At 32.1% G+C, this 14,752-nt stretch carries 13 protein-coding genes; 11 read left to right on the top strand and 2 right to left on the bottom strand.

Going from position 1 to position 14,752, the window contains the following annotated elements; translation table 11 throughout:
• Nucleotides 1-20: 20 nt before the first annotated feature.
• From ACKTTC_RS11605 to ACKTTC_RS11585, 5 genes are read left to right on the top strand one after another with little or no spacing between them, the layout of a single operon-like run.
• Complete coding sequence (locus ACKTTC_RS11605) at nucleotides 21-941, top strand: dihydrodipicolinate synthase family protein (RefSeq protein WP_408039994.1); 921 nt, start codon at nucleotides 21-23, stop codon at nucleotides 939-941.
• Nucleotides 938-2,512, top strand: a complete 1,575-nt coding sequence (locus ACKTTC_RS11600) for an aldehyde dehydrogenase (NADP(+)) (RefSeq protein ID WP_408039993.1) — start codon at nucleotides 938-940, stop codon at nucleotides 2,510-2,512. The genes ACKTTC_RS11605 and ACKTTC_RS11600 overlap by 4 nt, the downstream gene beginning before the upstream one ends.
• 3 nt (nucleotides 2,513-2,515) lie before the next feature.
• Nucleotides 2,516-3,523 (top strand): 4-hydroxyproline epimerase, encoded by a 1,008-nt coding sequence (locus tag ACKTTC_RS11595; RefSeq protein WP_408039992.1) that lies wholly within the window; start codon nucleotides 2,516-2,518, stop codon nucleotides 3,521-3,523.
• A gap of 1 nt (nucleotide 3,524) precedes the next feature.
• Complete coding sequence (locus ACKTTC_RS11590) at nucleotides 3,525-4,772, top strand: NAD(P)/FAD-dependent oxidoreductase (RefSeq protein WP_408039991.1); 1,248 nt, start codon at nucleotides 3,525-3,527, stop codon at nucleotides 4,770-4,772.
• A 12-nt stretch (nucleotides 4,773-4,784) separates the two neighbouring features.
• Nucleotides 4,785-5,330 (top strand): 5-formyltetrahydrofolate cyclo-ligase, encoded by a 546-nt coding sequence (locus tag ACKTTC_RS11585; RefSeq protein WP_408039990.1) that lies wholly within the window; start codon nucleotides 4,785-4,787, stop codon nucleotides 5,328-5,330.
• 236 nt (nucleotides 5,331-5,566) lie between these two features.
• Here ACKTTC_RS11585 and rho read toward each other — a convergent pair whose 3' ends face one another.
• The gene (gene rho, locus ACKTTC_RS11580) at nucleotides 5,567-7,294 is read right to left on the bottom strand and encodes a transcription termination factor Rho (protein WP_408039989.1); all 1,728 of its coding nucleotides are present in this window, start codon (nucleotides 7,292-7,294) and stop codon (nucleotides 5,567-5,569) included.
• Nucleotides 7,295-7,490: 196 nt separating this feature from the next.
• On the opposite strand from rho, the gene ACKTTC_RS11575 reads away from it, so the two are divergent.
• The 4 genes from ACKTTC_RS11575 to ACKTTC_RS11560 all read left to right on the top strand — a co-directional run bounded on the left by ACKTTC_RS11575 (nucleotide 7,491) and on the right by ACKTTC_RS11560 (nucleotide 11,473).
• Nucleotides 7,491-7,922 carry a DUF4293 domain-containing protein gene (locus tag ACKTTC_RS11575; protein ID WP_408039988.1) on the top strand — a complete coding sequence of 144 codons (432 nt, stop codon included), beginning with the start codon at nucleotides 7,491-7,493 and terminating at the stop codon, nucleotides 7,920-7,922.
• Between the two features lie 230 nt (nucleotides 7,923-8,152).
• Nucleotides 8,153-8,812, top strand: coding sequence for a response regulator (locus tag ACKTTC_RS11570; protein WP_408039987.1), 660 nt, complete (start codon nucleotides 8,153-8,155; stop codon nucleotides 8,810-8,812).
• Nucleotides 8,813-9,000: 188 nt separating this feature from the next.
• On the top strand, nucleotides 9,001-9,699 hold the full coding sequence (locus ACKTTC_RS11565) for a hypothetical protein (RefSeq protein ID WP_408039986.1): 699 nt from the start codon (nucleotides 9,001-9,003) through the stop codon (nucleotides 9,697-9,699).
• Nucleotides 9,674-11,473: a tetratricopeptide repeat-containing sensor histidine kinase gene (locus tag ACKTTC_RS11560; protein ID WP_408039985.1), complete on the top strand. Its 1,800-nt coding sequence runs from the start codon at nucleotides 9,674-9,676 to the stop codon at nucleotides 11,471-11,473. Before ACKTTC_RS11565 ends, ACKTTC_RS11560 begins: the two co-directional genes overlap by 26 nt.
• Here ACKTTC_RS11560 and ACKTTC_RS11555 read toward each other — a convergent pair.
• A complete protein-coding gene (locus ACKTTC_RS11555; protein ID WP_408039984.1) occupies nucleotides 11,470-11,964 on the bottom strand; it encodes a metallophosphoesterase family protein in 495 nt (164 codons plus the stop codon). The two genes, ACKTTC_RS11560 and ACKTTC_RS11555, sit on opposite strands and share 4 nt — an antisense overlap.
• Before the next feature lie 246 nt (nucleotides 11,965-12,210).
• Between ACKTTC_RS11555 and truA the strand changes: the two genes are divergently transcribed.
• On the top strand, nucleotides 12,211-12,954 hold the full coding sequence (truA, locus tag ACKTTC_RS11550) for a tRNA pseudouridine(38-40) synthase TruA (RefSeq protein WP_408039983.1): 744 nt from the start codon (nucleotides 12,211-12,213) through the stop codon (nucleotides 12,952-12,954).
• A gap of 46 nt (nucleotides 12,955-13,000) precedes the next feature.
• Nucleotides 13,001-14,710, top strand: coding sequence for an ABC transporter ATP-binding protein (locus tag ACKTTC_RS11545; RefSeq protein WP_408040042.1), 1,710 nt, complete (start codon nucleotides 13,001-13,003; stop codon nucleotides 14,708-14,710).
• Nucleotides 14,711-14,752: the final 42 nt, after the last annotated feature.

Raw genomic sequence — 14,752 nt, 5'->3', positions numbered from 1 at the left:
GTTCAAAAAAATAATTTACAATGTCAATAGATTGGAGAGGTGTAATGCCAGCAGTAACAACCAAGTTTACAAACGATGATCAACTCGATTTTGAAAACTTTGAATTAAATATCGAAGCGCAATTAGAAGCAGGAGTACATGGAATTGTATTAGGAGGAACTTTAGGAGAAGCAAGCACACTTAGCGATGAAGAGAAAAGTGAACTGACTCAAGGAACAGTACAAATTGTATCAAGTAAAGTTCCAGTACTTATTAATATAGCTGAACAAACAACTAAAGCAGCTATAGCCGCCGCGCAAAAAGCAGAAGTAGATGGAGCAAATGCATTAATGATGTTGCCTCCAATGCGATATAAAGCAGATGCAAGAGAAACTGTAACTTACTTTAAAGAAGTAGCAAATAATACAGAACTACCTATTATGGTGTATAATAATCCTGTAGATTATGGAATTGAAGTTACTCTAGAAATGTTTGAAGAGCTATTAGCTTGTAACAATATTGAAGCAGTAAAAGAATCTACTAGAGATATTTCTAATGTTACACGCATACGAAATGAGTTTGGAGATCGATTAAAAATAATGACAGGAGTAGATACATTGGCTTTGGAAAGTTTATTAATGGGAGCAGATGGTTGGATTGCAGGTTTGGTGTGTGCATTCCCAAAAGAAACAGTAGCTATTTATGAATTGCAAAAAGCAGGAAGAATTCAAGAAGCATTAGAAATTTATCGTTGGTTTTTACCGTTGTTAGAATTGGATATAAATTCTAAATTAGTTCAAAATATAAAATTGGCGGAGGTAGCTACGGGAATAGGAACAGAAAATGTGAGAGCACCAAGATTACCTTTAGTAGGAAAAGAGCGCGAACATGTTTTAGGAGTAATAAACCAAGCATTACAAAATAGACCACAATTACCAGATTATAAAAAGCACTTAGTATGATTACTGGAAAAAACTATATAGGAGATATTTTATCTTCAGAAGGAGATACAACATTCACAACATTTAATCCTGAATTAAATGTAGAAAACCCACATAACTTTACACAAGCTACAGAAGAAGAAATAGAGAAAGCAGTTACATTGGCATGGGAAGCTTTTCATATATACAAAACGTTCTCAGGAAAAAAGAAAGCATCTTTTTTACGAAGTATAGCCGATGAAATTGAAGCTTTAGGAGAAGAACTGATAAAAGTATATTGTTCAGAAACAGGTTTACCAGAAGGAAGAGCCAAAGGAGAAAGAGGAAGAACCGTTTTTCAATTACGATCTTTTGCAGATTTAGTTGAAGAAGGATCGTGGGTGGAAGCTTCTATAGATACTGGAGATAAAACACGTACACCAGTTTCTAAACCAGATGTGCGAAAAATGAATATTCCGTTAGGGCCAATAGTGGTTTTTGGAGCAAGTAATTTCCCTTTAGCTTATTCTACAGCAGGAGGAGATACAGCAGCAGCTTTTGCTGCAGGTTGTCCGGTAATTGTAAAATCGCATCCAATGCACGCAGGTACAGGAGAATTAATTGCTACAGCAATTATAAAAGCGGCACAGGGAACTGGAATGCCTAATGGAATTTTTTCTAATATAAATTCATCAGACTATACCGCAGGACAACAATTGGTAAGTGATCCAAAAGTAAAAGCAGTTGGTTTTACAGGAAGTATACGAGGAGGAAGAGCTTTATTAGACTTAGCGTCTAAAAGAGAAGAGCCAATTCCAGTATTTGCAGAAATGGGGAGTATAAACCCAGTCATACTATTACCAAAAGCCTTAGAAAATAGAAAAGAAGAATTGGCAGCTACCTATGCAAGTTCAATTACATTAGGAACAGGGCAATTTTGTACAAATCCAGGATTAATTTTAGGAATTGCAGGAGAAAATCTAGATGTTTTTATTTCAACATTAGGGAATAAAGTAAAAGAAACAACTACAACTTGTATGTTACATCCAAACATACATAGGGCATATGAATCAAATAAAGAAAGAGCTATAAATCAAGATAACACAGAAATTATAGCTGTTAATGAAAGTAAGCAGGAAAATTATGCATCTCAACTTATTGCTACGGTTAGCGGAAAAACATTCTTGCAAAATCCAACATTGCATCACGAGGTATTTGGGCCTTTTTCAATTGTTGTTCAGTGTGAAAGTATTGAAGAAATGGAACAAATTATAGCACAATTAGAAGGACAACTAACAGGAACTATTATTTCAGATGAAAATGAAGTTGCGTCTTATGCTGGCTTAGTAGATAAAATGCAAAATAGAGTTGGAAGAATTATTTTTAATGGAGTTCCAACAGGTGTGGAAGTATGTCCTTCTATGGTACACGGAGGTCCATATCCAGCATCTACAGATAGTCGTTTTACAGCTGTAGGAATTAATTCTATAAAACGTTGGGTGCGTCCATTTAGTTACCAAGATTGGCCTAATGAGTTATTACCAGATGAATTAAAAGATGAAAATCCTTTGCAGATTAGTAGAGTGGAGAATGGGAAACAGATAAGAGCGTAAAATATGAGAACTGTTTTTACTTGTATAGATGGTCATACTTGTGGAAATCCGGTAAGAGTAGTTTCTAAAGGAGGGCCAAAACTTTTAGGAAATTCGATGAGTGAAAAACGGCAACATTTTCTAAAAGAATTCGACTGGATTCGAAAAGGATTAATGTTTGAACCAAGAGGTCATGATATGATGAGTGGTTCAATTCTATATCCACCACAAAACCCAGAAAATGATTTTGGCATTTTATTTATAGAAACTTCTGGATGTTTACCAATGTGTGGACATGGAACTATTGGAACGATTACCATTGCCATTGAAGAAGGATTGGTTCAACCCAAAACACCAGGGAAAATAAAAATGGAAGCACCTGCAGGTTTGGTTGAGATTGAATATCAGAAAGAAGAAGGGAAAGTAAAATGGGTACAATTGACCAACGTAAAAAGTTATTTGGCAGCAGAAGAATTGACTGTAATGTGTCCAGAATTAGGAGAGCTTGTTTTCGATGTAGCTTATGGAGGAAATTATTATGCAATTGTAGATCCTCAAAAGAATTTTTCTGGAATCCAAGATGTATCAGCATCTAAAATCATACAATACTCACAAGTAGTTAGAGAAGCAATTAATAAAAAATATTCTGATTGGTTTATACATCCAGAAAATGAAACTATTAAAGATGTGTCTCATATGTTGTGGACAGGAAAACCAATAGATGCTACATCATCTGGAAGAAATGCTGTTTTTTATGGAGATAAAGCCATAGATAGAAGTCCTTGTGGTACAGGAACCTCTGCACGAATGGCACAATTATATGCAAAAGGAAAACTTTCTTTAGGAGAAGAATATGTTCATGAAAGCTTTATTGGTAGTAAGTTTATAGGTAAGGTAGAAAAGGAAACTGAACTTGATGGTAAAAAAGCAATCATACCAAGTATTAAAGGATGGGCAAAAGTATATGGATATAATACAATTGTAATAGACGATGAAGACGATCCATATGCACATGGATTTCAAGTGATTTAGTATGAGTAAAAAAGTAGTAATTATTGGAGCAGGAATTATAGGTTTATGTACTGCTTATTATTTGCATCAAGAAGGAAATGAGGTAACTATAATAGATAAGTCTGATTTTACTTCTGGAGCTTCATTTGTAAATGCAGGTTTAATTACGCCCAGTCATATTATTCCATTAGCAGCACCAGGAGTTATTAATAAAGGAATAAAATGGATGTTGAATACTTCTAGTCCTTTTTATGTAAAACCTAGGTTAGATTACGATTTTTTAAAATGGTCCTGGTTGTTTAAACAAGCGTCAACAGCAAACAGGGTAGAAAAATCTATTCCAGCAATATTAGATATCAATATTTTAAGCAGAACATTATACGAAGAAATTAAAAGTACAAATCAATTCGATTTTTTCTATAAAGACAAAGGGTTGTTAATGTTGTATAAAACAGATAAAGCTGGGGAAGAAGAACTGCAAGTTGCTGAAAAAGCAAAGAAATACGGTCTTAAAGTATCAGAATTATCTGCGGAAGAAATTACCAAGTTAGAACCAAATGTTTCTTTAGATATAAAAGGAGGAATACATTATAGTACAGATAGACATATGACTCCGAATGATTTTATGTACCAAATGAAAAACTATTTAGTAGCAAAAGGAGTAACATTTGCATTAGGAGAAGAGGTGAAAGATGTAGAAGTGTCAGGAACCAAATTAACATCTATAATAACAAATAATACAACACATACATGCGATGAGTTGGTAGTTGCTACAGGTTCTTGGACACAAAACTTTTTAAAGAAATTAAAAATAAATGTTCCAGTACAAGCAGGAAAAGGATATAGAATAGATACCTACACAAATACAGGAATTACAACTCCTTCTATTTTGCTAGAAGCAAAAGTAGCAGTAACTCCAATGAACGGATTTACACGCTTTGCAGGAACTATGGAAATAGGCGGGATTAATCACAAAATCAATAAAAATCGTGTGAATGCAATTACAAATGCTGCTAAAAGTTACTATACTAACCTAGCTATTAAGGAAGAGGAAAAAATAGCAGCAGAATGTGGATTACGTCCTTGCTCTCCAGACGGGCTACCTTATATAGGAAGATTGTCTAGTATAACAAATGTATTAGTTGCTACAGGACATGCCATGATGGGGTGGAGCTTAGGACCAGCAACGGGAAAATTAATTACGGAATTAGTTTCTGAACAAAAAACAAGTATAGATATAGCGCCTTTTCACGTAGAAAGATTTTCTTAATATTTTTGCAGCATGGATAAAAAAGAACTGAGAAAAATATACAAGCAAAAAAGGAAAGAACTAACAGAATCAGAAATAGAGCAGTTACAAAATAAGATATATAACCAAGTTTCTGACCTTGATTTTACTGGGGTTTCGAATGCACATATTTTTCTCCCTATAGAAAAACAAAAAGAAATTAATACGTATCCAATTATTGAATTTTTAAGAAAAAGGCAAATAAGTATTATAATTAGTAAAAGTAATTTTAAGGACAATAGCTTAAAACATTATATATTTGCACCATCCACTACATTAGAAATCAATGAATATGGTATTCCTGAACCTGTAGGAGCAGAAGATTTTGATGTAACCAAAATTGATTTAGTATTTGTCCCCTTATTAATTTCCGATAAAAAGAATTACAGAGTAGGATATGGAAAAGGATTCTACGATCGCTTTTTAAGTAACTGTAAAGCAGACGTTATCACTGTTGGTTTAAACTTTTTTAGTCCAGTAGATACAATTGAAGGGTTGGATAAATACGATATTCCTTTACAAAAGGTCATTTATCCATAATAAGAAAGCCATTTCGAAAGAAATGGCTTTTGAATTTATATGTTATTGTTTAGCTACTTAAGGTTGTTTATCATTACAAAGCATTCTCTGAGTGCGCCTTGAGTTTTATCGAACAATAATTTAAGAGAGCTGAAGTAATATCTTCTTTGCAATGACTTTCTCCGAGACTAGATAATATTTAAATAAAAAACCACTCAATTACGAGTGGTTTTTTTATAAGATATAGTGTTATCTATTTATCCGTTCATAGAAATTAAGAACTCCTCATTACTCTTAGAGAACTTAATTCTATCTTGAATAAATTCCATTGCTTCAATAGGATTCATATCAGCTAAATACTTACGTAATACCCACATGCGTTGTACAGTTTTAGGATCTAATAATAAATCATCTCTACGTGTACTCGACTTAATTAAGTCAATAGCAGGGTAAATTCTACGATTAGCAATATTACGTTCTAATTGTAATTCCATGTTACCAGTTCCTTTGAATTCCTCAAAGATAACCTCATCCATTTTAGAACCAGTTTCTGTAAGTGCAGTAGCTATAATAGTTAAAGAACCACCGTTCTCAATATTACGAGCAGCACCAAAGAAACGCTTTGGTTTGTGTAATGCATTAGCATCTATACCTCCCGATAAAATTTTACCAGAAGCTGGAGCTACAGTATTATAAGCACGAGCTAAACGCGTAATAGAATCTAATAAGATTACTACATCATGTCCACACTCTACTAAACGCTTTGCTTTTTCTAATACAATATTAGCAACACGTACATGCTTATCTGCAGGCTCATCAAAAGTAGAAGAAACAACCTCTCCACGTACATTGCGCTTCATGTCAGTAACTTCCTCAGGACGTTCATCTATTAATAAAACAATTTGGTATACTTCAGGATGATTAGCTGCAATAGCATTTGCAACATCCTTTAATAACATAGTTTTACCTGTTTTAGGCTGTGCTACAATCATACCACGTTGTCCTTTACCAATAGGAGAGAACAAGTCGATAATTCTTGTAGATAATGAACTACCTTTTTCTGCTAAATTAAATTTCTCTTCAGCAAATAAAGGAGTTAAATGCTCAAAAGACACACGGTCTCTTACAATATTAGGACTTAAACCATTAATTTTAGATACACGTATTAATGGAAAATATTTTTCACCTTCTTTAGGAGGACGTACATTTCCACGTACAGTATCACCAGTTTTTAATCCGAATAGTTTTATTTGAGATTGCGATACATAAATATCATCTGGAGACGATAAATAATTATAATCAGAAGAGCGTAAGAAACCATAACCGTCTGGCATCATTTCTAATACACCTTCACTTTCTATTATACCATCAAACTCAAAATCTGGGTCGCGATAACGATTACCACTCTTGTGCTTATGCTGCTGATGTTGGTTTTTGTTATGCTTATTATTTCTATTTTGTTGGTTCTGATTATTGTTGTTTCGCTGCTGATTTTTGTTGTTATGCTGTCTCTTGTCGTCTTTATTACTAGAGCCAGAATGACTTCTTTGCTGCGATTTATGATCTTTATTAGAAGCTTCCTTAGTAGATTCTGTATTTTCTTTAGTAGTTGCTGGAGCTGGTGTATTAGTGTTCGAAGTATTATTATGGTTACTTGAAGCACTAGCTGCAGGTTTCTCAGCCGACTTAGAAATACGTTTTCTTTTAGGTTTCTCAGTTTTTGTTTCTGTAACTTCCTTTTTAACAGCTTCTTTTTGTACTTTTTTAGGCGCTGCTTCTTTTTTAGGAGCAGAACTCGCCTTAGGAGCAGCCTTTTTAGGTTGCTCTTTTACAGGTTGTTCCTTTATAGCTTCTGCTTGAGTATCTAAGATTTTATATATTAAATCTAACTTCTTTAATTGGCTTGTTTTCTTAAGACCAATAGCTTTAGCTATTTCCTGTAGTTCAACTAATTTTTTTGATTTTAAATCCGAGATTTCGAACATTAGAATATTTTTAAATTACAAAGTATATTATAAGAAAAGGGATTTCGTCTAGATTCTTCTTGGGTAGGACACTAATTAAGTATAATGTTATAAACTTTTGTGAGGTCACCGTCGCGACAAATATAGGTAAATATTTTAATATGCAAAGTTTCTTTTTATAAAAAGAAAATGTACATTTGTCTCCTAATTTTTCAAAATGATACAAAGAATACAAACCTTATACTTATTATTAGTCGGAATTATTTCTGGTGGTTTAACTTTTGTATTTAGTTTATGGAGTACTATAAATGGAAATGTTTTTTCAACAGACCTTTTAAGTGCAAATTCCATTTTAGAAAAAATTGTACCTATATTATATATAGTATCGGCCATTTTAGCAATTGTGACCATTTTTCTATTTAAGAATAGAAAGCTACAATTTGTATTAGGTCGTTTAAATATTTTGACAAACCTTTTTTTATTAGGAGTGTTGGTATATTTATCTCTAACGTTATCTGGAGAAGCTGCGGTTTCTGAGAAAGGTATTGGGATGTTCTTTCCTGTAATTGTTATCTTATTATTAGTAATAGCTAACAAAGCCATTAAAAAGGATGAAGATCTTGTAAAATCTGTAGATAGATTACGATAAACCTAACATCTTAGTATATTTAGTGCGATAAAAACCGAGCAATAGTCTCGGTTTTTTTTTGTTATATAAATAGCTACCTTTAAGTGCTTTAACACTAGTGTTTAAGGGACAACCCTAAGTGGGTGTCTAAGGGTTTACCCTTAGAACTTCAAGGGAAACCCTGAGAAGGTTTTCAGGGTGTTTGTAATTTGGTCACAACGTATTAACCTTATAAATTTGTACATGTAACAATGAGAGACAAAATCAAAGTTCACATAGCCGATGATCATGAAGTTGTAATAGAAGGAGTTTCGGCTTTGATAAACACAGACGATAATATTGAAGTAGAAGGCTACTCGTTAACTGGAAAACAAGTTATAGAATGGTCAAAAAATAATAAAGCCGATGTATTAATACTCGATATAAATATGCCAAAGTTAGATGGTATTGGAGTACTAAAAACGTTCAAAAACAGAAGCTTTAATCAGAAAACAATAATTCTCTCAGGGTTAAGCGATCCTAAAATAGTACAGGAAATGATTGCACTAGGTGCAAATGGTTTCATAGAGAAAGGATCGGCGAGCGAACACATAATACAAGCGATCAAGGCGGTGCATAGGGGAGAGCAGTATTATAGTGATGAAATTAAGAACAGTTTGTTCGATTTGTACATAAACGAATCTAAAACTGACGAAGCAATTAAAAGTAGCGCTGCTAACGAACCGCTCACAGAGCGAGAAGTAGAAGTATTAAAATTGATAACACAAGAATATAGTACTTCTGAAATAGCAGACAAGTTAAATGTAACAATTAAAACGATAGAGTCTCATAGACGAAATTTGTATAAAAAAATTAAAGTAAAGAATGTAGTAGGTTTGGCAATTTATGCTGTAAAAAATAATATAGTTTAATTAACCTCCCTTCAATTTTATATAGAGGTTCCCCGTCCTTATATATGTTCCCCCCCGAACTATATTATGTGCGATTGTCAAGCCTTCTTCATTTTAATAATAAAGAAGTTACCAACTTAAAAATATTTGTCCCCCGTTGATCTACCTCTCTTATAAAGATCACATTAATCCACTTAAAATTTGTAATCATGAAAAAAAGTTACTTACCTTTTTTAGTAGCATTGTGCGCCCTTATATCATCTTGTTCTAACGATGATAATGTACCTGTAAATCAGGAGCAAACGTTATTGAAGTCGTATAAAGTAAGTAGAGATACCAACGGTAGGTATTCTATAGATTATGAGCTAGTAGAAGGTGCGCATGTAGAGATGGAAAAAGACGCTGCAACAAATACAAACAAAATACAAGCATTTGATGGATACAGCGGCCTTGACAATAAAAAGCAATCTTTAGAGTTAGAAAATGATAAGATAAAAATTGGTGTATTTGAAAATAGCATACAGAAGAATTCTATTACAGTAGAAGATGAAAACATCGTAATGGGGAAAGGTCTAATAAATCCTAATTTCTTACAATCCTATAGTGTAGAATATTTTCAAGGAGCTAACTACGTGCTAGATTTTACTGTTAAGGAAGGTATTTCAGTAAATTTTGAATATAACGCAAACGAAAATATTTACGAAGTACATTTAAAAGAAGATGAAACGGCAAGTAGTACTACTTTTACAAAAATATATACAAAATCACCTAGTTTACCATTAAAAATAGATTTTGTAAATTACATCAAAGTAAATAATGAAGGAGCAAAGAGCTCGGATTTGAGTAGATCTATTGCTTACCAAACAAAACGTATGCCTAGATATGGAGATGGAGGTTCTATTTATTAAGAATATTTCTAATAAAACTTATATAAAACAATTAATATTTCTTGCTTTTATATTTCTATCAATACAAATTAAAGCGGAGTTTTATAACTCGGCTTTTTCTGCTTCTGATTTACAGAAAGAACAAGATTCCATAATTACAATTCGAAAATATGAATTAGCTAAAATAAATTACGAACAAGAAAAATATACAAAAGCATTAAAATTAATTTTACCTCTTATAGATAAGGATATTAAAGATCCTGAATTTAAAGTTAAAATAAATATACTTGCAGGTAAGATTTTTAGAAAAGCAGGAGATTTATCAAAGGCATTAATGCATCTAAAAAAATCGTTAAAACTAAATGAGGAAAAGTTTGAAGATTTTAAAGGTGATTCTCAATTTCTACTAGCTGATAATTACTTACAATTATCATTGGTTTTTAAAAAATTAAAAAAAATTGATAGTTCTAAATACTTTTTAAACGAGTTGATAAACCTTAATAGTATTAATGATACTGTGCAGAGTTTAAAAGGTACAGCATTTATGAATTTAGGGAATATGCAGGCTGTGGAAGGTAATTTAAATGAAGCTGAAAAAAACATGTTAAAATCTATTAAGATTAAAACAAATTTAAAGAATGATAACATGGAATTAGTTCTAGGTTATATGAATCTAGCTAATCTATATGTTGAAAGAAAACAGTTTAATAAAGGTAAAGAGATATATGGTAAAGCATTAACATATTTAAAAAATGATAAATCGTTAATGGCTTTAGGTTATAAAGAGATATTATATGATAATATTGCTTGGGCGTTATATAATTTAAAAGATTACAAAGCTTATGAATTTGTTACAGACTCTTATGCAATACGTGACAGTTTAAATACAAATAAGTTAAAGAAAGATTTAAAAAGAATCGAAGCTGAGCATAATGTAGATATTGTAAAAAAAGCTGAAGAGGTAAAACGTTTACAATTAGAGCGTAAAACTTGGATAATAGGTATTACAGGAGTTTTAGTATCGCTGTTATTTTTATACTTAGCTAATTTATATAAGCTAAGACAACGTAATTTAAGTTTAAAACTTTCGCAAAACGAGTTAAAGCAACAACGTAAGTTAGAACGTTTAAAATCGCAGTCGCAAGTAAAAATATTAAATGCAACTATAGACGGTAAAGAAACTGAACGTAAGCAAATAGCAGAAATTTTACACGATAATGTTAGTGCTTTGTTATCTTCTGCAAGTATGCATTTACAAGCTAGCCAAAAGCAATTCAATGGGCATACACCTCTAGAAATAGCAAAAACACAGGAAATTATAAACGAGGCTTCTCAAAAAATTAGAGATTTGTCGCATAATTTAATGTCTTCTATTTTATTAAAGTTTGGGTTAGAGTATGCGGTAAAAGATGCTGCTAAAAAATTTAGTAATTCTAGTATTAAAATTAATACGGCTATTCATAATGTGTATCGTTATTCTCAAGATTATGAGATAAAAATCTTCAATATTATTCAAGAGCTCATCAATAATATTTTAAAACATAGTAGTGCAAAAAATGCATATATTATTATGGAGGAAGAAGAAGAAACGATGAATATTATTGTAAAAGACGATGGTGTTGGCTTTAAAAACAAAAAAGAAGGAGAAAAAGGCGTTGGTTTAAACCAAATAAAAGCCAGAATTCATATGATGAATGGAACTTTTTTAATAGAATCTTCTAAAGGACAAGGGACCAAAGCCATTATAAAAATTCCAGTAGTGCGAAAAAAAGCACCTAAAAAGCACTTGGCTTAGCGTTTTGCTAATTCAATAACTTCCATATTTTTGATTTCCCCCGAATCTAATTCAAAACGTACCATGGTACGTACTTTATGGAAACCATGTTTTCCTGCTGCGCCAGGATTAATGTGTAATAAATTTAATTGTTTATCAAACTGTACTTTTAAAATATGAGAATGTCCACAAATAAAAAGTTTTGGTGGATTCTTTTGTAAAGCTGCTCTAACTCGTTGATTGTATTTTCCAGGATATCCGCCAATATGTGTTATCCATACAGTTACACCTTCCACTTCAAACTTATTATCTAAAGGAAATTCTGCACGTGCATCAGTATTGTCAATGTTTCCATACACGGCACGCAAAGGTTTTAATGTTTTAATAGTATCGGTAACCTTTAAATCGCCAATATCACCAGCATGCCAAACTTCATCGGCTTGTAGTATAAACTTTTCTATTTGTGCATCAATATAACTATGCGTATCAGATAAGAGTAAGATTTTTTTCACATAGCTAAGGTACAAAGAATCGTAATAAAACTTCCTTAATAAGAATACAGAAACCAATGCGGAGGAGCAGGAGCGCAATGTACGGGACGATCTTCTCTTGCAGGACCAAATTAGAAGTATATTTCAAACAATTAAAAAACAAAAAGCAAAGGAAATTATCCTTTGCTTTTTTACTTTTTTTAAGAAAATCCTAAATCTTATAACCAAATAAAATCCGTAGTTTAGCCTTTTAAAACAAGTCAATTTTTGCGATACTTTTTAGAGCTCTCATACAACGGTAAAAACTACTATGGATGGCAAGTACAGCCTGATGTAATTTCAGTTCAGGAGCAACTTACAAAAGCATTGAGTACCATTTTACGAAAAGAAATTGCAGTAGTAGGAGCTGGAAGAACAGATACAGGTGTACATGCATCGCAAATGTATGCGCATTTTGATTTTGATAAGGAGTTAGATGAAAACTTTACCTATAAACTAAATGCAATTTTACCAAATGATATTGTAATTTACAGAACCATTATAGTAACAGAAGATGCACATGCACGTTTTGATGCTGTGAGTAGAAGTTATGAGTATAAAATATGGTTAGGTAGAAATCCGTTTGCATTAGATACCACTTGGCAATTAAACTATAAAAATATCAACATTGCTTTAATGAATGAAGCAGCGGCCATATTATATGAATATGAAGATTTTGAGTGCTTCTCTAAAGTAAAAACAGACGTACATACATTTAATTGTACAGTAACCAACGCAGAGTGGAAATTAGAAGGCAACGAACTAACGTTTTATATTTCTGCAAATCGCTTTTTAAGGAATATGGTAAGAGCTATTGTAGGAACACTTTTAGATGTTGGTTTACAAAAAATAACAGTGGCAGATTTTAGAGCAGTAATAGAAAGTAAAAATAGAAGTAAAGCAGGTGTATCTGTTCCTGCAAAAGGATTATTTTTAACAGAAGTAGCATATAATTACATAGATTGTGAGTAAGAATACAACAGGAAATGCATTTGATATAAAGATTTTCGCAAGGCTTATGAGCTTTGCAAAAAAGTACCGTACCCGATTTTGGATTGCTACCATATCTACCATATTATTAGCAATTTTTTCAGCTGCGAGCCCAGTAATATTATACAAAGCAATAGAAGATTTTACACTTCATAAAAGTGAAATTAGGCTATTGTATTTTACCATGGCAATGTTAGCAGTATTATTGGTACAAGTACTATTTCAATTTACATTCATTTATTATGCAAATTGGGTAGGGCAGCATATTATTAAAGATATTAGAACAAAAACCTTTCAACGTATCATAGGTTTTAAAATGTCATATTTCGATAATACTTCAGTAGGAAAGTTGGTAACACGAGTTGTTTCAGATATAGAAACAATTGCTAGCTTTTTCTCACAAGGAGTATTTATGATTGTTAGTGATGTACTTAAAATGTTAGTGGTAGTTGTAGTAATGGTTGTAATTAATTGGAAGCTTGCATTAATTGCTTTAGCGGTACTCCCAATTTTAATTTATGCAACCAAACTCTTTCAAATAGCCATTAAAAAAACATTTCAAGATGTTCGAAACCAAGTAGCTAATTTAAATGGTTTTGTACAAGAGCGAGTTACTGGAATGAAAATCGTTCAACTATTTAATAGAGAACGTATAGAATATGAGAACTTTAAAAAGATAAACGACAAACATAAAGCAGCTCATATTAAAACTGTTTGGTATTACTCTATCTTTTTTCCTATTGCAGAAATACTATCTTCTATCGCTATCGGATTAATTGTATGGTATGGAGGTTTACAAGTAGTGGATAATGATGCTATTAATGTTGCAGCAATTATTAGTTTTATTCAAATGGCACAAATGCTATTTAGACCTTTAAGACAAATAGCAGATAAATTCAATCAACTACAAATGGGGATTGTATCTGGAGAACGTGTGTTTAAAGTAATGGATACAGAAAGTTCTATTGATACTTCAGGAACAATAGTAGCAGATAACCTAAAAGGAAATATAGAGTTTAAAGATGTAAGGTTTAGTTATATTGAAGGAGAAGAAGTGTTAAAAGGAATTTCTTTCCAAGCTGAAAAAGGAGAAACTATCGCTATTGTTGGAGCCACTGGAGCAGGAAAATCAACGATTATCAATTTAATTAGTCGTTTCTATGAAATAGATAGGGGGCAAATTATGGTAGATGGAACTCCAGTAGAAAAATATGATTTAAACTCATTGCGTAAGCAAGTAGCAGTTGTGTTACAAGATGTATTCTTGTTTTCAGATACTATTTTAAACAACATTACCTTAGGAGATACAAGTATTTCTTTAGAAAAGGTGAAAGAAGCTGCTAAACAAATAGGAATTCACAACTTTATAGAGAGCTTGCCAAACGGGTATCATTATAATGTGAAAGAAAGAGGTGCAATGTTATCTTCTGGACAACGACAATTAATTGCCTTCTTAAGGGCGTATGTAAGTGAACCAAGCATTTTAATTTTAGACGAAGCAACCTCTTCAGTAGACACAGAATCAGAACAAATGATTCAATATGCTACAGATAAAATAACAAAAAACAGAACTTCAATCGTTATAGCACATAGATTAGCCACTATTAAAAAAGCAGACACAATTCTGGTTATGGATAAAGGATTGATTGTAGAGCAAGGAAGCCACCAAAAATTATTAGAAAACGATGGCTATTACAGGAATTTATACGAAAAGCAATTCAGTGCTGAAGCTATATAATTCTATGGTTTTATTTGATTAATTTAATCAAAATACTACATT

The organism is Tenacibaculum amylolyticum (assembly GCF_964511145.1).
GTDB lineage: Bacteria > Bacteroidota > Bacteroidia > Flavobacteriales > Flavobacteriaceae > Polaribacter > Polaribacter amylolyticum.
Note: the sequence above shows the minus strand (reverse complement) of the source record. Positions and strands in the feature narration are given on the sequence as shown.

Bases quoted from the DNA above. Each gene is read 5' to 3' on its own strand.
- ACKTTC_RS11605 (WP_408039994.1), top strand. From the start codon at position 21: ATGTCAATAGATTGGAGAGGTGTAATGCCAGCAGTAACAACCAAGTTT.
- ACKTTC_RS11600 (WP_408039993.1), top strand. From the start codon at position 938: ATGATTACTGGAAAAAACTATATAGGAGATATTTTATCTTCAGAAGGA.
- ACKTTC_RS11595 (WP_408039992.1), top strand. From the start codon at position 2,516: ATGAGAACTGTTTTTACTTGTATAGATGGTCATACTTGTGGAAATCCG.
- ACKTTC_RS11590 (WP_408039991.1), top strand. From the start codon at position 3,525: ATGAGTAAAAAAGTAGTAATTATTGGAGCAGGAATTATAGGTTTATGT.
- ACKTTC_RS11585 (WP_408039990.1), top strand. From the start codon at position 4,785: ATGGATAAAAAAGAACTGAGAAAAATATACAAGCAAAAAAGGAAAGAA.
- rho (WP_408039989.1), bottom strand. From the start codon at position 7,294: ATGTTCGAAATCTCGGATTTAAAATCAAAAAAATTAGTTGAACTACAG.
- ACKTTC_RS11575 (WP_408039988.1), top strand. From the start codon at position 7,491: ATGATACAAAGAATACAAACCTTATACTTATTATTAGTCGGAATTATT.
- ACKTTC_RS11570 (WP_408039987.1), top strand. From the start codon at position 8,153: ATGAGAGACAAAATCAAAGTTCACATAGCCGATGATCATGAAGTTGTA.
- ACKTTC_RS11565 (WP_408039986.1), top strand. From the start codon at position 9,001: ATGAAAAAAAGTTACTTACCTTTTTTAGTAGCATTGTGCGCCCTTATA.
- ACKTTC_RS11560 (WP_408039985.1), top strand. From the start codon at position 9,674: ATGGAGATGGAGGTTCTATTTATTAAGAATATTTCTAATAAAACTTAT.
- ACKTTC_RS11545 (WP_408040042.1), top strand. From the start codon at position 13,001: ATGAGCTTTGCAAAAAAGTACCGTACCCGATTTTGGATTGCTACCATA.